Source organism: Roseibium aggregatum IAM 12614 (genome assembly GCF_000168975.1).
Classification (GTDB): domain Bacteria; phylum Pseudomonadota; class Alphaproteobacteria; order Rhizobiales; family Stappiaceae; genus Roseibium; species Roseibium aggregatum.
On the sequence record NZ_AAUW01000006.1, the window covers coordinates 174,973 to 193,554 of the forward strand.

Annotated in this window: 17 protein-coding genes; 15 read left to right on the forward strand and 2 right to left on the reverse strand. The window is 61.3% G+C overall.

Annotated elements, in window-relative coordinates; translation table 11 throughout:
- The first annotated feature begins 71 nt into the window (after positions 1-71).
- The 9 genes from SIAM614_RS09975 (at position 72) to SIAM614_RS10015 (ending at position 9,472) form a co-directional block, all read left to right on the forward strand.
- A complete protein-coding gene (locus tag SIAM614_RS09975; protein WP_006934132.1) occupies positions 72-1,628 on the forward strand; it encodes an ABC transporter ATP-binding protein in 1,557 nt (518 codons plus the stop codon).
- On the forward strand, positions 1,625-2,731 hold the full coding sequence (locus SIAM614_RS09980) for an ABC transporter permease (RefSeq protein WP_006934133.1): 1,107 nt from the start codon (positions 1,625-1,627) through the stop codon (positions 2,729-2,731). Before SIAM614_RS09975 ends, SIAM614_RS09980 begins: the two co-directional genes overlap by 4 nt.
- Before the next feature lie 2 nt (positions 2,732-2,733).
- Positions 2,734-3,702: an ABC transporter permease gene (locus SIAM614_RS09985; protein WP_040439792.1), complete on the forward strand. Its 969-nt coding sequence runs from the start codon at positions 2,734-2,736 to the stop codon at positions 3,700-3,702.
- Complete coding sequence (locus SIAM614_RS09990) at positions 3,699-4,097, forward strand: cytidine deaminase (RefSeq protein ID WP_006934135.1); 399 nt, start codon at positions 3,699-3,701, stop codon at positions 4,095-4,097. The genes SIAM614_RS09985 and SIAM614_RS09990 overlap by 4 nt, the downstream gene beginning before the upstream one ends.
- Before the next feature lie 16 nt (positions 4,098-4,113).
- A complete protein-coding gene (locus SIAM614_RS09995) occupies positions 4,114-4,923 on the forward strand; it encodes a purine-nucleoside phosphorylase (protein WP_006934136.1) in 810 nt (269 codons plus the stop codon).
- Positions 4,920-5,702, forward strand: a complete 783-nt coding sequence (gene deoC, locus SIAM614_RS10000) for a deoxyribose-phosphate aldolase (protein WP_006934137.1) — start codon at positions 4,920-4,922, stop codon at positions 5,700-5,702. The genes SIAM614_RS09995 and deoC overlap by 4 nt, the downstream gene beginning before the upstream one ends.
- A gap of 23 nt (positions 5,703-5,725) precedes the next feature.
- Positions 5,726-7,042 (forward strand): thymidine phosphorylase, encoded by a 1,317-nt coding sequence (deoA, locus tag SIAM614_RS10005; RefSeq protein WP_006934138.1) that lies wholly within the window; start codon positions 5,726-5,728, stop codon positions 7,040-7,042.
- Positions 7,043-7,125: 83 nt separating this feature from the next.
- Positions 7,126-8,346, forward strand: coding sequence for a phosphopentomutase (locus SIAM614_RS10010; RefSeq protein WP_040439850.1), 1,221 nt, complete (start codon positions 7,126-7,128; stop codon positions 8,344-8,346).
- Positions 8,347-8,467: 121 nt separating this feature from the next.
- Positions 8,468-9,472, forward strand: a complete 1,005-nt coding sequence (locus SIAM614_RS10015) for an adenosine deaminase (RefSeq protein WP_006934140.1) — start codon at positions 8,468-8,470, stop codon at positions 9,470-9,472.
- A gap of 267 nt (positions 9,473-9,739) precedes the next feature.
- Here SIAM614_RS10015 and SIAM614_RS10020 read toward each other — a convergent pair whose 3' ends face one another.
- Together SIAM614_RS10020 and SIAM614_RS10025 are read right to left on the reverse strand one after the other, a co-directional pair.
- Positions 9,740-10,684 carry an IS110 family RNA-guided transposase gene (locus tag SIAM614_RS10020; RefSeq protein WP_006934141.1) on the reverse strand — a complete coding sequence of 315 codons (945 nt, stop codon included), beginning with the start codon at positions 10,682-10,684 and terminating at the stop codon, positions 9,740-9,742.
- Positions 10,685-10,979: 295 nt separating this feature from the next.
- Positions 10,980-12,236, reverse strand: coding sequence for an MFS transporter (locus SIAM614_RS10025; protein WP_006934142.1), 1,257 nt, complete (start codon positions 12,234-12,236; stop codon positions 10,980-10,982).
- 148 nt (positions 12,237-12,384) lie between these two features.
- Between SIAM614_RS10025 and SIAM614_RS10030 the strand changes: the two genes are divergently transcribed.
- The 6 genes from SIAM614_RS10030 to SIAM614_RS10055 all read left to right on the forward strand — a co-directional run bounded on the left by SIAM614_RS10030 (position 12,385) and on the right by SIAM614_RS10055 (position 18,563).
- Positions 12,385-13,626 carry a DUF1688 family protein gene (locus SIAM614_RS10030; RefSeq protein ID WP_006934143.1) on the forward strand — a complete coding sequence of 414 codons (1,242 nt, stop codon included), beginning with the start codon at positions 12,385-12,387 and terminating at the stop codon, positions 13,624-13,626.
- A 65-nt stretch (positions 13,627-13,691) separates the two neighbouring features.
- Positions 13,692-14,321 (forward strand): uracil phosphoribosyltransferase, encoded by a 630-nt coding sequence (gene upp, locus SIAM614_RS10035; RefSeq protein WP_006934144.1) that lies wholly within the window; start codon positions 13,692-13,694, stop codon positions 14,319-14,321.
- Between the two features lie 105 nt (positions 14,322-14,426).
- A complete protein-coding gene (locus tag SIAM614_RS10040) occupies positions 14,427-15,326 on the forward strand; it encodes a ribokinase (RefSeq protein ID WP_006934145.1) in 900 nt (299 codons plus the stop codon).
- Positions 15,327-15,392: 66 nt separating this feature from the next.
- The gene (locus tag SIAM614_RS10045; protein ID WP_006934146.1) at positions 15,393-15,920 is read left to right on the forward strand and encodes a retropepsin-like aspartic protease family protein; all 528 of its coding nucleotides are present in this window, start codon (positions 15,393-15,395) and stop codon (positions 15,918-15,920) included.
- 63 nt (positions 15,921-15,983) lie between these two features.
- Positions 15,984-17,483, forward strand: coding sequence for a phosphomannomutase/phosphoglucomutase (locus SIAM614_RS10050; RefSeq protein WP_006934147.1), 1,500 nt, complete (start codon positions 15,984-15,986; stop codon positions 17,481-17,483).
- Between the two features lie 81 nt (positions 17,484-17,564).
- On the forward strand, positions 17,565-18,563 hold the full coding sequence (locus tag SIAM614_RS10055; protein ID WP_006934148.1) for an aldose epimerase family protein: 999 nt from the start codon (positions 17,565-17,567) through the stop codon (positions 18,561-18,563).
- Positions 18,564-18,582: the final 19 nt, after the last annotated feature.

Genomic DNA, 18,582 nt, shown 5'->3' on the forward strand with positions numbered 1-18,582 from the left:
CGGGACACAGCAAGGCAGCGGCGAGGGGCAATAACAATGACAAAGAAAAACAGTCACGCCTGGGGGAACGCATGAGCGATACGCCGGCAATCGAACTGCGCAAGATCAACAAGCGCTTTGGCCCGGTTCATGCCAACAAGGACATCGACCTTGTGGTCAAGAAAGGGTCGATCCACGGCATCATCGGCGAGAACGGGGCAGGCAAATCGACGCTCATGTCCATTCTCTACGGCTTCTATCAGGCCGACGAGGGCGACATCCTGGTGGACGGCAAGAAGGTCACCATCTCGGACTCCAAGGCCGCCATCGGCTTGGGCATCGGCATGGTGCATCAGCACTTCATGCTGGTCGATAATTTCTCGGTGCTTGAAAACGTGGTGCTGGGCGCCGAGGACAGCGCCCTCCTGTCCGGCGGCATCAACCGCGCCCGGACGGAACTCAAGCGGCTGGAAGACGAATATGAGCTGCGTGTCGATCCGGACGCCCTGATCCAGGATCTACCGGTCGGCCTGCAGCAGCGAGTGGAAATCCTGAAAGCGCTCTATCGCAGCGCGGAAGTTCTGATCCTCGACGAACCGACCGGCGTTCTGACACCGCCGGAAGCGGACCATCTCTTCAAGATCCTCGAAGTCCTGAAGAACGAGGGCAAGACGGTTCTGCTGATCACGCACAAGCTGCGCGAGATCATGGCAGCGACGGACACCGTTTCCGTCATGCGCCGCGGCGAGATGGTGGCGACACGCGAAACGGCGAGCACTTCCATGGAAGAACTGGCCGAACTGATGGTCGGCCGAAGTGTTCTGCTGCGCGTCGACAAGAAACCGGCGCAACCCAAGGCACCCGTAATGGAAGTCGAGAACCTGACGGTCACCGACAGCCGCGGCGTTCAGGTGGTCAAGGACGTTTCCTTCATCGTGTGTGCGGGCGAAATCGTCGGCATCGCCGGTGTCTCCGGCAACGGCCAGTCGGAACTCCTGGAAACCCTTGCGGGCATCCGCCGCGCGACCAGAGGCACGCTGAAGATCAACGGCGAGACCATTGATCTGGGAACGAGCACGCTTGATGCCGCAGACATGCGGGCCAAGAGCATGGGCCACGTGCCGGAAGACCGGCACCGGATGGGCCTCATCAATTCCTTCTCCGAATACGAGAATTCCATCCTCGGCTATCACCGCGATCCGGCCTATTCCAGGGGCGTTCTGATGGATCTTGCCGCCATCAAGAAAAACGCTGTGGCGGAGATCGAGAAATACGATATCCGCCCACCCAATCCGATGCTGAAGACCGCCAATTTCTCGGGTGGCAACCAGCAGAAGATCGTGCTGGCGCGCGAGATCGAGCGCGATCCGGAGGTGCTTCTGGTTGGTCAGCCGACGCGCGGTGTCGATATCGGCGCCATCGAATTCATCCACCGCCGCATCGTGGAAATGCGCGATGCCGGCAAGGGCATATTGCTGGTCTCGGTAGAACTTGACGAAATCCGTGCGCTGTCCGACCGGGTGCTGGTGATGTTCGACGGCAAGATCGTCGGCGAACGCGGCAGCGATGCGGACGAAGGCGAACTTGGCCTGCTGATGGCCGGTGTGGAAGATAACAACAAGATGGCTGTTGAAGGAGGCGCGCGATGAGTGCCGGTCAGCTCCCGCGCTGGGTCGATTACGGCCTGATACCGTTCCTGAACCTGGCCGCCGCCTTTCTGGTGTCGGGCCTCGTCGTTGTCCTGATCGGTGAAAACCCGCTGGACGCGGTGCAGCTCCTGGTCTGGGGCTCCGTAGGATATGGAGAAGGCATCGGCTTCACGCTGTTTTACGCCACCAACTTCATCTTCACCGGCCTGGCCGTGGCCGTCGCCTTTCATGCCGGGCTCTTCAACATCGGCGGCGAGGGGCAGGCCTATATCGGCGGTCTCGGGGTTGCCTTTGCCTGTCTGGCGCTGGACCAAATCGTGCCGTGGTACATCACCCTGCCGTTTGCCATCATTGGCTCGTCGCTGATGGGGGCCGCCTGGGCGTTTATTCCGGCCTGGCTGCAGGCGACCCGCGGCAGCCACGTGGTGATCACCACCATCATGTTCAACTTCATCGCCTCGTCGCTGATGGTCTATCTGCTCAACAACGCGTTGAAGAAACCGGGGTCGATGCAGCCCGAAACGCGGACCTTCGAGGCGGGCGGCCGTCTGCCGTTCCTGAACGATATCTTCCCGTCCTTCGGCTTCGGCTATGCCCCGGTCAACCTGTCGCTCTTCGTCGCGCTGGCGGCATGTGTGCTGGTCTGGGTCCTGATCTGGCGCACCAAACTGGGCTTCGAGATCCGGTCCTTCGGCGCCAATGCCACGGCAGCGGTCTATGCCGGTATCTCGCCGGTGCGCACCATTGTCATCACCATGCTCATATCCGGCGGTCTGGCAGGCATGATGGCGATCAACGAGATCATGGGCTCGCAGCACCGGTTGCTGATCGACTTCGTGACCGGCTACGGCTTCGTCGGCATTGCCGTCGCACTCATGGGCCGGGCCCATCCGGTCGGCATCGTTCTGGCGTCGATCCTGTTCGGCATGCTCTATCAGGGCGGCGCGGAGCTTTCGTTCGAAATGCCGAACATCACGCGGGACATGATCATCGTGATCCAGGGCCTCGTGATCCTGTTCGCCGGTGCGCTTGAGCACATGTTCCGTCCGGCCATCGTCAAGCTGTTCACGCCCTCCCGGGCCCTTGCCGCGAAGGAGGCGTGATCATGTTCGAGATCGTGATCCTGACACTCGATTCCACCGTCCGCCTGTCGACACCGCTGCTGCTGGCCTGTCTCGCGGGGCTCTATTCGGAACGCTCCGGCGTGGTCGATATCGGCCTGGAAGGCAAGATGCTCGGTGCCGCCTTTGGGGCCGGTGCCGTGGCGTACCTGACCGGAAATGCCTGGATCGGCCTTCTGGCGGGTATGGCCGTCTCGATCGGCCTGTCCCTGATCCACGGCTTCGCCTCGATCACCAATCGCGGCAACCAGATCGTGTCCGGCGTCGCCATCAACTTCCTGGCCGCGGGCCTGACGGCACTGCTCGGTCAGACCTGGTTCCGTCAGGGCGGCCGTACGCCGTCGCTGCCGGAGGGTGGACGTTTCCGGGACATCATCCTGCCGTACGCGGAGGAACTGCGCGACGTTCCGGTCATCGGTGGGCTCTACAGTGAACTTCTGTCGGGTCATAACATTCTGGTCTATGCGGCCTTCCTGGCCGTCCCGCTGACCTGGTGGGTGCTGTTCCGCACCCGTTTCGGCCTGCGTCTGCGTGCGGTCGGGGAAAACCCGGCGGCCGTCGATACCGCCGGTATTTCGGTCACCTGGCTGCGCTACCGGGCGGTGATCGCCTGCGGTGCCCTGTGCGGTGTTGCCGGAGCCTATCTCTCCATCGCCCAGTCGTCCGGCTTCATCAAGGACATGACGGCAGGCAAGGGCTTTATCGCACTGGCGGCGCTGATTTTCGCCAAGTGGAAACCGGCAAACGCCATGTTCGCCTGCCTGTTGTTCGGCTTCCTCGATGCAGTCGCCATCCGGATGCAGGGCCAGAAATTACCCGGTATCGGCGAAATTCCCGTGCAGTTCTTCCAGGCACTGCCCTATATTCTGACCGTGATCCTGCTTGCAGGCTTCATCGGCAAGGCAATCCCGCCAAAGGCGGCAGGCATTCCGTATCTCAAGGAGCGTTCATGAGCGATCTGGACGCGTTGTTCGAGGCCGCAAAAGCGGTTCGTGAAAACGCATATGCACCCTATTCCAACTTCCTGGTCGGCGCGGCCCTGCGTGCACCGGACGGCACCGTTTTCACCGGCTGTAACGTCGAGAACGCCTCCTATCCGGTGAGCGTCTGTGCGGAAGGTGGGGCGGTCAGCGCCATGATCGCGGCCGGTTATCGCGAAATCGCGGAGGCCGTCGTCATTGGCGATGCGGCCTTGTGTACGCCGTGCGGCATGTGCCGCCAGCGTCTGAAGGAATTCGGCACGGACGAACTGGTTGTCCATGTCGCGGATCTCGACGGCATCCGGCGCAGCTTCACGATGGATGAACTGCTGCCTGCCGCCTTCGAACTGGAATACACGTCAAAATAAGAAGGACTGACCCACAATGAGTGGTTTCGGCCGTGAATGCGCGGATATTGTCCGCGCTGCCCGGGAGGGCTCGTACAAGATTGGCATGATCCTCGGCTCCGGCCTCGGCGCGCTTGCCGAGGAAGTCGAGGATGCTGTCCGCATTCCTTATTCGCACCTGACCGAATTTCCGGTCTCCACCGTCACGTCCCATTCCAGCGAGCTGGTTGCCGGCACGCTGTCCGGAGTGCCGGTGGTCATCCTGTCGGGCCGGGCCCACTATTACGAGGGCGGCGATCCGACGGTCATGCGCACGCCGGTGGAAACGCTGAAGGAGCTCGGTTGCGAGATCCTGCTGGCAACCAATGCGGCCGGTTCCCTGCGCCAGGAAGTTGCTCCCGGCTCGCCGATGCTGATTTCCGACCACATCAACTGGTCGGGCATGAACCCGCTGATCGGCGAAGAGGACGAAAAGCGCTTCCTCGACATGAGCACCGCCTACGATGCGGACCTGCGCGCGGCCATGAAGAAGGTGGCCGAGGAAACCGGCGATCCGGTTGCCGAGGGCGTCTACATGTGGTTCTCCGGCCCGTCTTTCGAGACGCCAGCCGAAATCCGCATGGCCAAGACACTGGGCGCGGACGCGGTGGGCATGTCCACGGTGCCGGAAGTCATCATGGCCCGGTTCCTGGGCATGCGTGTCGCGGCCATGTCGATTATCACCAATTACGGCGCAGGCATGCAGACGCATGCGCTGTCTCACGACGAAACCAAGTCCGTCGCCTTGCAGGGCATGGAACGTATGAAAGAGCTGGTGCGGGCATTCGTGAAGGAGATCGGCCAATGAGCGACATGATCGAAAACGCCAAACGTGCCCTCGGGCTCGTCGACCTGACCAACCTCAATGACGACTGCACGGCAGCCGACATCTCCAAACTGACCGGGCGAACCGTGACGGATCACGGGTCTGTCGCTGCTGTCTGCGTCTGGCCGCGTTTTGTCGCGCAGGCGGCGAAGGAGCTGACCGGCACCGGCGTGAAGGTGGCAACCGTGGTCAACTTCCCTGAAGGCGGTGAAGATACGGAAGCGGTCTTGCTGGAGACGAAGCAGGCGCTGGCCGACGGGGCTGACGAGATCGATCTGGTGATGCCCTACAAGGCTTTCTGCGCCGGCCGCAAGGGCTTTGCGGAAGAACAGATCATCCGCGTGAAGGCTGCCATTCCGGAACCGGCGCTGCTCAAGGTCATCCTGGAAACGGGTGAGATCAAGGACCCGTTGCTGATCCACGCAGCTTCTAACATTGCCATCGGGGCTGGTGCGGATTTCATCAAGACCTCGACCGGCAAGGTGGCCGTCAATGCGACGCTGGAAGCGGCCGAGATAATGCTGACCGCGATCGAGGAAGCCCGGCGCGACAACGCCGAACGTGTCATCGGTTTCAAGCCGGCGGGTGGCATCAAGACGGCCGAGGACGCAGCCGCCTATCTGGCGCTTGCCGACAAGATCATGGGCCAGAACTGGATATCGGCACACACGTTCCGCTTTGGCGCCAGCGGTCTTCTGGATGCCCTGATCTCCACGATCGAGGGCCAGGAAATCGTGGACCATTCCCACCACGGCTATTGAGACGGCTTCAAGAAGGACAACAAATGCTGCCGCAAGAACTCATCAGAAAGAAGCGCGACGGTGGAACGCTGGACGCTGCGGAGATCCAGTTCTTCGTCAAGGGTCTGGCAGACGGCTCGGTCACGGAAGGCCAGGTGGCGGCGCTTGCCATGGCCGTCTTCTTCAAGGGGCTGACCGTTGACGAACGTGTGGCGCTGACACTCGCCATGCGCGACAGCGGCGATGTGATGGACTGGTCCGGCATCGACGCGCCAATCCTCGACAAGCATTCCACCGGTGGTGTCGGCGACAACGTCTCCTTGATGCTCGCACCGGCGCTGGCCGCCTGCGGTGCTGCCGTGCCGATGATTTCCGGCCGCGGCCTCGGCCATACCGGCGGCACGCTGGACAAGTTCGACAGTATCCCGGGCTATCAGACACAGCCGGACAATCTGCTGTTCAAGAAGGTGGTCAAGGAGATCGGTTGCGCCGTCATCGGCCAGACCGGCAACCTGGCTCCCGCAGACAAGCGTTTTTATGCCATTCGTGATGTGACCGGCACGGTCGAGAGCATCGATCTGATTACCGCGTCGATCCTGTCCAAGAAGCTGGCGGCCGGTCTGCAGGGTCTGGTGCTGGACGTGAAGTGGGGCACGGGCGCGTTCATGGCAACGCTGGAAGATGCTCGCGCGCTCGCCGAAAGCCTGGTGCTGGTTGCAAACGGAGCGGGCCTGAAGACCACGGCGCTCCTCACCGACATGAACGAGCCGCTGGCGTCCGCCGCAGGCAATGCGGTTGAAATGCAGAACGCTGTCGACTTCCTGAAAGGCACGGCCATCGACAACCGACTTTGGGATGTCACCGTGGCACAGGGCGGCGAATTGCTTGCCTCCGGCGGTATCGCCGCTGATGCAGAGGCCGGTTCCGACATGATGCGCGACGCATTCCAGAGCGGCAAGGCGGCGGAGAAATTCGCCCAGATGGTTCACGCGCTCGGCGGCCCGGCCGACTTCATGGACAAGCCGGAACTCTATCTCGCCAAGGCTCCGGTGGAAGCGCCGGTCTATGCCGAACATGACGGCGTGGTCACGGGCGTAGATGCCCGGGCAGTCGGCGTTGCGGTCGTCGCGCTTGGCGGTGGACGCCGGGCGGCAGCCGACGTGATCGATCCGTCCGTCGGCCTGACCAGCCTTGCCGGTGTCGGCAACACCGTGGACGCGGATGCGCCTCTGGCCATCGTCCATGCCAGGACCGAGGCGGAGGCCGAAGAGGCCGCCGTCGCAGTGCGCAAGGCCTACACCGTCGGCTCCGCGGCCGATGTCGAGGACAGACCGAGCGTCGTTGAGCGCATCGCTCCCTGACCGGGAAAACGCGTTCCGGGCGAATGGTCGCCCGGAACCTCTCCGGTCGAACCGGCCGGCAATGATAATTTGAGGAGATGTCCATGCCTCGTGCAATTCTGTGCGTTCTGGACAGTTTCGGTATCGGCGGTGCCGCGGATGCGGACGCCTTTGGCGATGCCGGGGCCGATACTTTGGGTCATATCGCGGCGCGGTGCGCTGCCGGTGAAGGCGACAAGGACGGTCTGCGCTCCGGTCCCTTGTCCGTTCCCAACATGGACCGGCTCGGCCTGGGTGCGGCCGGGCGTCTGTCCACCGGCAAGGACGTGCCGGGCCTGGAGTTCGCCGGAGAACCGGACGGCCTGTGGGGCTATGCTGCTGAAGTTTCCAACGGCAAGGACACGCCTTCCGGTCACTGGGAAATTGCCGGTGTGCCGGTGCGTTTTGACTGGGGCTACTTCCCGGAAACCATCCCGACCTTCCCGAAAGAACTGATTGCAAAGATCAGCGAGAAGGCGGGTCTTAACGGCATCCTGGGTGACAAACACGCTTCCGGCACGGTGATCATTGCCGAACTCGGCGAAGAGCACATCCGCACGGGCAAGCCGATCTTCTATACATCGGCGGACTCCGTCATCCAGATCGCCGCCCATGAAGAGCACTACGGACTTGAGAAGCTGTACGAGCTTTGCGAGATCGCACGGGAATTTGCCGATCCCTACAACATCGGCCGGGTGATTGCGCGGCCATTTGTCGGCGAAAGCTCCGACACTTTCCAGCGCACCGCCAACCGACGCGACTATTCGGTGCTGCCGCCGGAGCCGACCTTGCTCGACAGGCTGACAGAGGCCGGTCGCACGGTCTATGGCGTCGGCAAGATATCCGACATCTTTGCGCATCAGGGTGTCGCCAAGGTGCTGAAGGGGGCGGGCAATGATCAGCTCTTCGACAAGACGCTGCAAGCCATGGATGAGGCTTCTGACGGCGACCTGATCTTCTCCAACTTCATCGACTTTGACTCGCTCTACGGTCACCGCCGGGATGTGCCGGGATATGCAGCCGCGCTGGAACATTTCGACCGCCGCCTGCCGGAAATGATTGCGAAGATGAAGGACGGCGACCTTCTGATCCTGACCGCCGATCACGGCTGTGACCCGACCTGGCGCGGCACGGACCATACCCGCGAACATGTTCCGGTGATCGCAACCGGCCCGGGCCTTGAAGGCAGAAGCGTCGGTGGTCGCAAGACCTATGCCGATATCGGCGAAACGGTCGCCGATCATCTGGGCATCGCGGTCGGGCCGAACGGCACGAGTTTTCTCTGACCGCATCCGCATTCCGGCAAGCCGGTGAATCGGGCACAATAGCCGCAGGCCGCCCCTCCGCCTTTCCTTCAGGAAAACGGAGAGGCGGCCGGCACCATACTCGAACGAGGACCAGCGCGACATGAGCGACGCCATCACGGTTCCGAAGGCGGAATTGCACTGTCATATCGAAGGCGCCGCGCCGCCGACCCTGGTCAAGCGACTTGCCGAAAAGCGCGGCGTGGATGTTTCCGCCGTGCTCAACGGCAACGGAAAATACATCTGGTCTGATTTCACCACCTTCCTGAAGGCCTATGACGTTGCCAGTTCGGTGTTCAGGACACCGGCGGACTACGCCCTTCTGGCGGAAACCTATTTCCGTATGCTGGCGGCGGAAGGGGCAATCTATGGCGAGGTCTTCATCTCGCCTGACCATGCCCAGGCTGCGGGCCTGTCATACCGGTCCTATGTCGAGGGACTGGCAGCCGGGATAGAACGTGCCAAGACCGACACCGCCATCGAAGGCCGTATGATCGCGATCGGCGTCCGCCATTTCGGCTCGGCGTCCGTCGAACGGGTCGTCAAGGAAGTGGTCGGTAATCCGCATCCCCTGGTGACCGGCTTCGGTCTTGCCGGCGACGAGCGCTCCGGCCACCCGGCCAATTTTGCGAAGGCCTTCCGCATGGCGACGGAAGCCGGGCTTGGAACGACGGCGCACGCGGGCGAATTCGGCGGACCGGACAGTGTGACCGCGGCCCTCGAATTTCTGCGCGTGAAACGCCTCGGCCACGGTGTGCGGGCGATTGAGGACAAGGACCTGGTCAAGCGCCTTGTCGATGAGGAAATCGTGCTGGAGGTTTGCCCCGGCTCGAACATCGCCCTTGGTGTCTACACCCACTTGCGCTTCCACCCGGTCAACATGCTGCGCAAGGAAGGCGTGAAGATCACGCTCAACTCCGACGACCCGCCCTTTTTCGGCACCACGCTCGGCAAGGAATATTCATCGGTCACCGAAACCTTCGGCTGGAGTTTCGACGATCAGATGGACGTCACCCGCACCGCCATCGAAGCCGCCTTCTGCGATGAGCCGACACGCACAAGGCTTCTGGTGCGACTGGAAAGCGCAAGGCAGGTGCCGACAGGCTGAGGCAGGTTTTCTGCATCATGCCGGATGCGCGGCACGCCAGATTTGTTTCAAGAGAGTTCGCTTCGCTCACGCTGAAATCTGGTTTCCGGATCGGCACACAGCGTTGCTGTGCTTGTCCGGAATGACGTCGGCCATGCGCGGGTGCTTTGCATTTGTTTGATTCAGCGTGAACTTTTGTGTGCCTCTCGCCTCTCGCCTCTCGCCCTCTCATCCCCAAAACCTCATCCTGAGGAGCACCGTCAGGTCCGTCTCGAAGCAACCATGTTTTTAGGTGCTCATCGGCTGCCATTCCTTATTGTCCCTGACCATTGCGTTGAGGATGGTCAGGAGCTTCCTGGAGCAGGCGATGATTGCCTGTTTCTTGCCTGTTCCACCTTTGATGAGGCGTTCGTAGAAGGTTTTGATGATGGGGTTGTGGCGTGCTGCTGACAGGCTTGCCATGAACAGCATCCTGCGCACCTTGGCCCTGCCGCCGGCGATCCTGCGTTGCCCCCGCATCATGCCACTGTCTCTGGCGAAGGGCGCGACGCCAACCAGGGCAGCAATGGCCCGCCGCGAGACCCGCCCCAGTTCGGGCAGGAACGCCAGGAGGCTGACGGCGGCGACCGGCCCGATGCCCGGAACGGCCCTGAGCTGGTCATAGCGCTGGCTCACCTCGGCCTTTTCGCGAATGCAGCTCTGGATCATGCGGTCCAATTCCGCAAGCTTGGCCTCTATCGTCTCCAGTATATCCCGGTGCATGCGCTCCAGATCAGCATCGTCATTGAGGCCGAGCTGATTGCGCAGCCGGGTCTTCTCGGCAACAAAGCTGTCCCGAGCAGAGGCATAGCGCGCAAGCTTCGCCTCGACGTCGCCCGGACGAGGAGCCGACGGCGGATCAAACACCTGCGCATAGTGGGCCAGAACGGCTGCATCCAGCCGGTCGGTCTTGGCCAACCGACTACCGGCCTTGGCAAAGTCCCGGGGGCGGGCCGGATTGACCACACAAACATGGTACCCCTGCTGCTGCAGCGCCTGCACCGCCTTGCGTTCATAGCCACCCGTCGCCTCAAGGACCACGCGCTCGACTGGATGGGATGACAACCATCCCGCAAGAGCCGCATGGCCGTCACCATCATTGGGAAACCGCTGGCTTTTGCCGACTGGCAGAACATGCACATCCAGCGCTGCCTTCGACACGTCAATTCCGACAAAGTGCTTGGTCTCGTCCATCTGTCCCTGCCTTATCTACGCACTCTTGCGCGAGCAACCATTCGGGATAAGTTGGAAAGTGGACCGGGAACCTGGCTTCGAACGGACTTGCCGAGTACCCAGGATGGTACGGTCTCCGGCCCACTTGGGAGGGCAGCAACCGGCCCTCCCAAGACCAATCTAATCAAATCTCAACAGATAAGGATGGGCGGCGCCCCCAGGAACAAGCGGCCCATCCTTCGAGACGGACCTGCGCGCTTCCTCAGGATGAGGTTTTGGGGATATTTGCCAAAGGTAAAGGTGGCGTCAGGCCCCCTCAGATGTCCCCGCCGGTCTCGTCCACTTCGGTGCGTGGATCCAGGCTGACGGTTTCCGGTGTCGTGATCTGCGCGGTCGATACGGCCATGACGAAGTCAGATTTGTCTTCCTGCGAAAGCGAAGCGCGCTGACGCATGCGCCAGAGGGCAAAGAGCATCATGGAAAGGTGTGCCGCGGCCGTCACCTGAAAGAGTGCCCCCGGATAGGTGAAGGTCATCAACCCTGATGCAAGCAGCGGTCCGACCATGGTGCCGGCGCCGAAGATAAGCAGAAGGCCGCCACTGATCCTGAGGAAATCACCTGGTTCGGCATGGTCGCTCGCGTGGGCGACGATCACCGGATACATGGAATAGACCACGCCGCCGAAGCCCGCGATCAGGAGAACCGTGATGGTCGGATCGATACCGCCGAAGAACGACAGGCTGGAGCCGAAGGACATTGCGGTAATGGCAAGGCCGACCAGAACCAGGCGCCGGTCGAGCCTGTCGGAGAGCATGCCGACCGGGATCTGCAACACGGCGCCAGCCAGCAGCGCCAAGCTCATCATGATGGCAATTTCCGGAACATCCAGTCCGATCCGAAGACCGTAAACGGCCCCCAGCGTGCCGAAGGATCCGTTCGAAATACCAACCATGAAAACCGCAACAACTGCAATCGGCGAGTTGCGCCAGAGCTTCTTGGGGTCGAGCCGCGCCTGGGTCAGCGGTTGGGGTGACGCCGCGGTGGAAAGTGCCGTCGGCAGCAGCGACAGCGAGTAGATGATCGAGCCGAGCACAAAGAAGAAAAAGCCGGACGGGTCGCCAAGCGTCAGCAGCATCTGCCCGGCAGTGGTCGCCCCCAGGTTGATCATGGTGTAGATGCCGAAGATCCGCCCGCGTGTTTCGCTGGTCGAACGTTCGTTCAGCCAGCTTTCCACGATCATCGCCGCGCCGGAAAAGCAGAACCCGGTGATTGCCCGCAGCACGATCCACACGGCCGCGTCCATGAACAGGAGATTCAGAAGAACGGAGATCCCCGCCAGCGAGGCAAGCGCACCGAAGGCCCGCACATGTCCGACCCGCTTCACGATGACCGGTACGGCCAGACAACCGCTGACATACCCTGCGGCCCAGCCGGTTCCGAGCAGACCCAGCGAGGCATCGGAAAACCCGTTGGCGAGACCTGCCAGCGGCAACAAGAGGCCGTGCAGGCCTCCGGCAAGCAACAGCAGTCCGGATCCGATGAGGAGGGCGGCAATTGAAACAACGGCAGACATAAAACTTCCGGTTTGGGACGGTTGAAGGACTTGGGTTCAGATCGCGAAGATGATGACCAATGACGAACCGGTTTGACAAGGTTATGGTGTGCAGATAGGCGAGAGCAGCGACTTTTCACACAATCCTTTCCAGTTCCGGCGATCTTCGATGAACGACACCCAACCAGCCTTGTCCCTGTTCCGGCCACAGCACGTTCGGGAAAAAGCCTATGAGCTTTTGAAGCTCGCCTCAGATGGCAAACTCGCCTACGTCGAAGCGGTTCCGGATCAGCTTGAAACTGCCCTGGCAAAAGTGCTTGAAACGACACGGGAAAACTATCCGGACTTTCACATCCCACCTTATGGAATCTGGCGTAATTTCGAAGCGGGCGGCATCGACCGCTGGGGCGCGCTGGCAAATGCGCGCGGGTTTGAAACCGCCGAAGAAATGCTGGCCGCCGCCGCCGACCTTGCCATTCTCGGCACCTACATGAAGACCCGTCACCCCGAAGGCTGGGTTTTCGAAGACCGGATGACCGGGACCAGGGCAACCGGGCAGGAGGCTGCGGCACTCGCAGCCTTTCACATGTTCGCCGCCGGTTCCTTTTCAGGCGAGATGACCGACCCTTATCGTGTCGACGCGCAAACGCTTGTGCAGATGGACCGGATGGAACTTGCCGAAGGCCTGCAATGGGACGCAAGCGATAACGACGGCTTGCTCGAAGCGATGCAGCGCCATCTGAAACGCTTCGGAGAGGCGCTCGCCCTGCGGCCGGATCTCTTTGGCGAAGGCGACGTGACCCGGCCCGGCCTTCTTGCCGTGCAGATGGCGAAGAAAAGCGATGGCGCGGTTTCGGCGCGGGACCTGCTCGACAGGTTGCTGGAATCGTTCTGTCCGCTCTGGGAAGGCGGGGCCGGTGACGGCAACATGGTCTATGGCGACAGCTTCGAACATTCAAGGCAGGGTGGCACACCGGGTCCGTTCATTGTGCCGTTCCACCAGGCTGCCCAGGAGATGGTCTATTCGCTGATCGAACCGCTTGCCTGGGCCGGGTTCGAAGTTTCCGGACTGGAGGCGTTGACGCCGCCGGCCGATCTTGCCCATGCGGCCCTGTTTTATGACGCCGGGGTGCTGAAGGTCCTCGAACCGGACACCGCGCTGTCGCCGGAATCGGCCCGCGACCGGATGATCGAAATCCGGGCGGTCGCTCTTGCCCTGACGGATAGACTGGCCGACTTGCTGCGGCACGAACTCAAGGTCCATCAGGATCAGTTGCCGCTTACCTGCATCCTGGAAGGCGGGACCAGCCGTGCCGGTGGTCTTTATGTGCAAACACATCCGCAGGAAGCGAAAAAACTCGGGCACTTCATGAACCCGGGGTCTGTTTTTTGGTTGCCGTTCGGGGCATAGGTCCCGAACATGGAAAATTACGAGACCGGGCCGGTGTTACGGCCCCATTGAAAAGAGAGGCAGATATGTCCGGAGCCACTGTCATCAGCCACCCGCTGGTTCAGCACAAACTGAGCATCATGCGCGACAAGGGAACGTCCACTCAGGGGTTCCGGAGGCTCCTGCGCGAAATCTCGACGCTGCTCTGCTACGAGGTCACCCGCGATCTACCGCTTGTCTACCAGACCATCGAGACGCCGCTGGCCGAAATGCAGGCACCAACCCTGGCAGGCAAGAAGCTGGTGTTCGCATCGGTCTTGCGCGCCGGGAACGGTCTTCTGGAAGGCATGCTGGATCTGGTTCCGTCCGCGCGCGTCGCGCACATCGGCCTGTACCGTGATCCGCAGACGCTGCAGCCGGTTGAATATTATTTCAAGTCTCCGGAAGACCTGAACGAACGTCTGGTGATCGTGGTCGATCCCATGCTGGCCACCGCCAACTCGGCGATTGCCGCGGTTCAGAAATTGAAAGAGCGCGGTGCCAACAACATCCGCTTCCTCTGCCTGCTCGCAGCACCCGAAGGCGTCAAGAATTTCACCGAGAACCACCCGGACGTGCCGGTCTACACTGCCTCTATCGACGAGAAGCTGAACGAGAAAGGATATATCGTTCCAGGCCTCGGCGACGCCGGCGACCGCATGTACGGCACGAAGTAACCTGCCGACAAACGAACGGAGGAAAGCGCGGGGAAATCTCTCCGCGCTTTTTTGTTGCGCTCGAGCCTGCTGTGTCTAACCTTTCGGTCCAAAAGGGGAAACGGCATGATTACAGTCTTTGGTTCAATCAATCTGGATCTGGTTGTCGCCGTGCCCCGTCTTCCGACCGCCGGCGAAACCGTGAGCGGCCGCGATCATCAGACATTTCCGGGCGGAAAAGGCGCCAACCAGGCGCTGGCCGCCAGGCGGGCAGGGGCCGATGTGCGGTTCATCGGGGCGGTCGGTCAGGACAGTTTTGCAGACCTGGCACTTTTGAACCTGCGCCAGGCCGGCATCGATCTTTCCGGACTGCGCACGATGGCCGGGTCGACGGGCCTTGCCCTGATCGGCATCGATCCGGCGGGGGAAAACCAGATCATCGTCGCCAGCGGTACCAACGCGCGTGTCGAGGCCTCCTGGCTGGAGGGCCGGTTCGGGGCTGGTGACACGCTGCTCGTTCAGGGCGAGGTGCCGCTGGTTGAAGTTGTCGAAGGGGCCCGCCATGCCCGTGATGCCGGAGCTTCCGTCATCTGGAACCCGGCACCTGTTCCGGAGGGGGATTTGAGGGCTTGCCTGGACGTTGCCGGAACCGTGGTGGTCAACCTCAGCGAAGCGGCTGAGATCGGAGAGCGCCTCGCCATTGCCGGTGACCCGGAAACCTTCGCCGAGAAGCTGGCGGCAGACGGCCGGTCTGTCGTCGTCACCCTTGGGGCAGACGGTGTGCTGGCACGCACGCCAACGGCGCGCTACCGCTTTGGCTCGCCTGTCGTGAAGGCTGTCGATTCCACCGGCGCCGGAGATGCCTTTTGCGGTGCTCTGGCTGCCGCGCTCGATCGAAAGGCCCCCTTTGAACGGGCTTTGAAGGAGGGGGCTGCTGCCGGTGCACTGGCCTGCACGGTGACAGGGGCCCAGTCCAGCGCGCCGCATCTGGAAGACATCGCCCGGCTGGCGGATACAATTGACTGATCCCGTTTTACAGGCCGCTAAGGAAACCGTGATATCTGAGGGGTTCACGCAACGTCGGGACCCGGTATGTCGCGGTTTGTCATCATCTTCCTTGCCTGTATCGTGATCGCGCCTCTTGCGGCCTATCTGCTCGAGAACAGGTTTCCGGCGCTGGTGAGCAGTGGCACTTTTGCCGATTATCGCGCCGACGACGAGGACGACAGCGGGGCGAATGAAACTGGCGAGCGGAGCCATCGGATCTCGGCCAACAGGCAAGGGCACTTCGTCGCCGATGCCTATCTGAACGGGCGTGCGGTGGACATGCTGGTCGATACGGGCGCAACCGTCACCGTTTTGCCGGAATCGCTTGCCGAAAACATCGGCATTTTCCTGAATTCATCCGACTACAAATACGCGATCCGGACGGCAAACGGCACGGTGCATGGCGCAAAGGCGACCATTGACAATTTGCGCATTGGAAAGATCCGATTACGCAATATCGACACACTTGTGTTGAAAGATCAAAGCCTTGGGGAACCCCTGCTTGGCATGTCCGTTCTCAATCAACTCAAGCGGTTTGACATCTCCGATGGCACGCTTGTGCTGGTGCAGTGAATTGTCATACCGTCCCTTGGGGTTTTCCTGTTCCGTTCATCTCCATTGCTCCGAGAGGCATTGATGTTTCCGAAACCGCGTCCGAATTTGACTCCCAACACTTTTGAGTATGAGTCCTTTCCCATGGTGAAGCCCACGGGCTTCCGCGAATATGATGCCCGCTGGCTTTTCGAAAAGGAAATCAACCTGATGGGCATGCAGGCGCTCGGTATGGGCATCGGCACGCTCATCCACGAACGCGGTGTGCGCCCGGATATCGTGGTCGGCCATGACTTCCGCAGCTATTCCTCCTCCATCAAGATGGCTGTGGTCAACGGTCTGCTGGCAGCCGGCATCAACGTGCACGACATTGGTCTGGCGCTGTCGCCGATGGCCTATTTCGCGCAGTTCGCGCTCGACGTTCCGGCGGTTGCCATGATCACGGCGTCGCATAACGACAATGGCTGGACTGGCGTCAAGATGGGCATCGACCGCCCGCTGACCTTCGGCCCGGACGAAATGGGCCGGTTGAAGGAGATCGTTCTTGAAGCCGCCTTCGATCTGAAAGGTGGCGGCAGCTATCGCTTCGTCGACGGGTTCCCGGATGTCTATTTCAAGGACCTCACCAACAGGGCCAAACTGAAGCGACCGATCAAGTTGGTCGCGGCTTGCGGCAATGGCACGGCCGGTGCTTTTGCACCGAAGATCCTGGAGGCGCTCGGCGCCGAAGTCATCCCGCTCGATGCCGAGCTGGACCACACTTTCCCGCGCTACAATCCGAACCCGGAAGACATGAAGATGCTTCACGCGCTTCGTGACAAGGTGCTGGAAGTCGGCGCGGAAGTAGGCCTCGGTTTCGATGGCGACGGCGACCGTTGCGGCGTCGTCGACAACGAAGGCGAAGAGATCTTCGCCGACAAGGTCGGCGTGATGCTTGCGCGCGATATCTCCGCGCTTCATCCAGGTGCCCAGTTCGTGGTCGATGTGAAATCCACCGGTCTCTTCCACACGGACCCCGTGCTGAAGGCCAACGGCGCCAAGACCGACTACTTCAAGACCGGCCACTCCTACATCAAGCGCCGCGTCACCGAGCTGAATGCCATGGTCGGGTTCGAAAAATCCGGCCACTATTTCTTCAACAAGCCCATTGGCCGCGGTTATGACGACGGGCTCGTTTCGGCCATCGCAATTCTCGACATGCTCGACCGTAACCCGGACAAGACCATGGCAGACCTGCGCCGGGATCTTCCCAAGACCTGGGGATCGCCGACCATGGCTCCCAAATGCGACGACGAAATCAAATACGACGTCGTCGACCGGGTTGTCGCACGGTTCCAGGACATGAAAGCCAAGGGCGAAACGGTTGCCGGACAGGCGATCACCGACCTGATCACCGTCAACGGGGTTCGCGTCGTCAGTGAAGACGGCACCTGGGGCCTTGTGCGCGCCTCCTCCAACAAGCCGGAGCTGGTGGTCGTGGTGGAAAGCCCGGTTTCCGAAGACCGCCTCCACGCCATGTTCAAGGCGGTTGATGCTGTCCTGCGCGAAAATTCGGAAGTGGGCGACTACAACCAGACGCTCTGAACCACTTGACCGATTGACGGAAGGCGGCGGATAGTTCCGCCGCCTTTTGTGCATTCTGCCGCTTTCTCGCCGGAGACTTTCATGATCAAGGAATTTGGGGTTCTGCCCGACGGGACGCCCGTCCAGGAAATTACGCTGGCAAAAGGACCTCTGGCGGCTTCCATCCTCACTCTCGGCGCCATCATCCGTGACCTCAAGGTCGACGGCGAGACGGTGGTGCTCGGCTTTGAGGATCTCCAGAGCTATCTGGATCATTCACCCTATTTCGGTGTGATCGCCGGACGCTGCGCCAACCGCATCGCCGGTGGCAGGATGACGATAGACGGTGTCGAATGTCAGCTCGATCAGAACGAAGGGGGAAAGAACCACCTTCACGGCGGCTCAGTCGGATTTTCCCGCCGCGTCTGGCAGGTGGAGCAGCACGACAAGGCCAGCGTTCTGTTGAAACTTGTCTCCGAAGACGGTGAGATGGGCTATCCGGGACGGGTGGAAGTGCTCGCCCGCTACACATTGACCGGTGCCGGTGCGCTGCGCCTGAAAATCACCGCAACCACCGACAAGACTACACCGGTGAACCTGACCCAGCATGCCTATTTCAATCTGGATGGCAGCAGCACGATACTCGATCATACGCTGGAAATCGCGGCCGAGACCTATCTGCCCGTGGACGAGGCGCTGATCCCGACAGGCGAGATCCGCAACGTTGCCTGGACACCTTATGACTTCCGGGATGGACGCAAGTTGCGGCGCAAGGCCGGTGAGGAAAAGGTGCTCTATGATCATAATTTCTGCCTGGCGGACGCCCCGCGCGAGAACGTCGAATTCGCTGCCGCCCTGGAAGACAGTTCCGGTGACCGGCGTATGGAGATCTGGACAACCGAACCGGGGCTTCAGCTCTATGACGCCCAGCACATGACAGTGCCGGTTCCAGGCCTGGACGGCAGGACCTATGGGCCGCATGCCGGGCTGTGCCTGGAAGCGCAGCGCTGGCCGGACAGTGTCAACCATGACGGCTTCACCCCCGTTTTGTTACGGCCTTCAGAGACTTATACGCATGTTACGGAATTCCGTTTTTCCTGAAATGGGTTACAGTAGCGCA

Excerpts from the sequence above, each read along its gene's own strand:
- SIAM614_RS10040 (WP_006934145.1), top strand. The coding sequence starts at position 14,427 with ATGATTACAGTCTTTGGTTCAATCAATCTGGATCTGGTTGTCGCCGTG.
- upp (WP_006934144.1), top strand. The coding sequence starts at position 13,692 with ATGTCCGGAGCCACTGTCATCAGCCACCCGCTGGTTCAGCACAAACTG.
- SIAM614_RS10045 (WP_006934146.1), top strand. The coding sequence starts at position 15,393 with ATGTCGCGGTTTGTCATCATCTTCCTTGCCTGTATCGTGATCGCGCCT.
- SIAM614_RS09995 (WP_006934136.1), top strand. The coding sequence starts at position 4,114 with ATGAGTGGTTTCGGCCGTGAATGCGCGGATATTGTCCGCGCTGCCCGG.
- SIAM614_RS10050 (WP_006934147.1), top strand. The coding sequence starts at position 15,984 with ATGTTTCCGAAACCGCGTCCGAATTTGACTCCCAACACTTTTGAGTAT.
- SIAM614_RS10010 (WP_040439850.1), top strand. The coding sequence starts at position 7,126 with ATGCCTCGTGCAATTCTGTGCGTTCTGGACAGTTTCGGTATCGGCGGT.
- deoC (WP_006934137.1), top strand. The coding sequence starts at position 4,920 with ATGAGCGACATGATCGAAAACGCCAAACGTGCCCTCGGGCTCGTCGAC.
- SIAM614_RS10015 (WP_006934140.1), top strand. The coding sequence starts at position 8,468 with ATGAGCGACGCCATCACGGTTCCGAAGGCGGAATTGCACTGTCATATC.
- SIAM614_RS10030 (WP_006934143.1), top strand. The coding sequence starts at position 12,385 with ATGAACGACACCCAACCAGCCTTGTCCCTGTTCCGGCCACAGCACGTT.
- SIAM614_RS09975 (WP_006934132.1), top strand. The coding sequence starts at position 72 with ATGAGCGATACGCCGGCAATCGAACTGCGCAAGATCAACAAGCGCTTT.
- SIAM614_RS09990 (WP_006934135.1), top strand. The coding sequence starts at position 3,699 with ATGAGCGATCTGGACGCGTTGTTCGAGGCCGCAAAAGCGGTTCGTGAA.
- SIAM614_RS09980 (WP_006934133.1), top strand. The coding sequence starts at position 1,625 with ATGAGTGCCGGTCAGCTCCCGCGCTGGGTCGATTACGGCCTGATACCG.
- deoA (WP_006934138.1), top strand. The coding sequence starts at position 5,726 with ATGCTGCCGCAAGAACTCATCAGAAAGAAGCGCGACGGTGGAACGCTG.
- SIAM614_RS10020 (WP_006934141.1), bottom strand. The coding sequence starts at position 10,684 with ATGGACGAGACCAAGCACTTTGTCGGAATTGACGTGTCGAAGGCAGCG.
- SIAM614_RS10025 (WP_006934142.1), bottom strand. The coding sequence starts at position 12,236 with ATGTCTGCCGTTGTTTCAATTGCCGCCCTCCTCATCGGATCCGGACTG.
- SIAM614_RS09985 (WP_040439792.1), top strand. The coding sequence starts at position 2,734 with ATGTTCGAGATCGTGATCCTGACACTCGATTCCACCGTCCGCCTGTCG.
- SIAM614_RS10055 (WP_006934148.1), top strand. The coding sequence starts at position 17,565 with ATGATCAAGGAATTTGGGGTTCTGCCCGACGGGACGCCCGTCCAGGAA.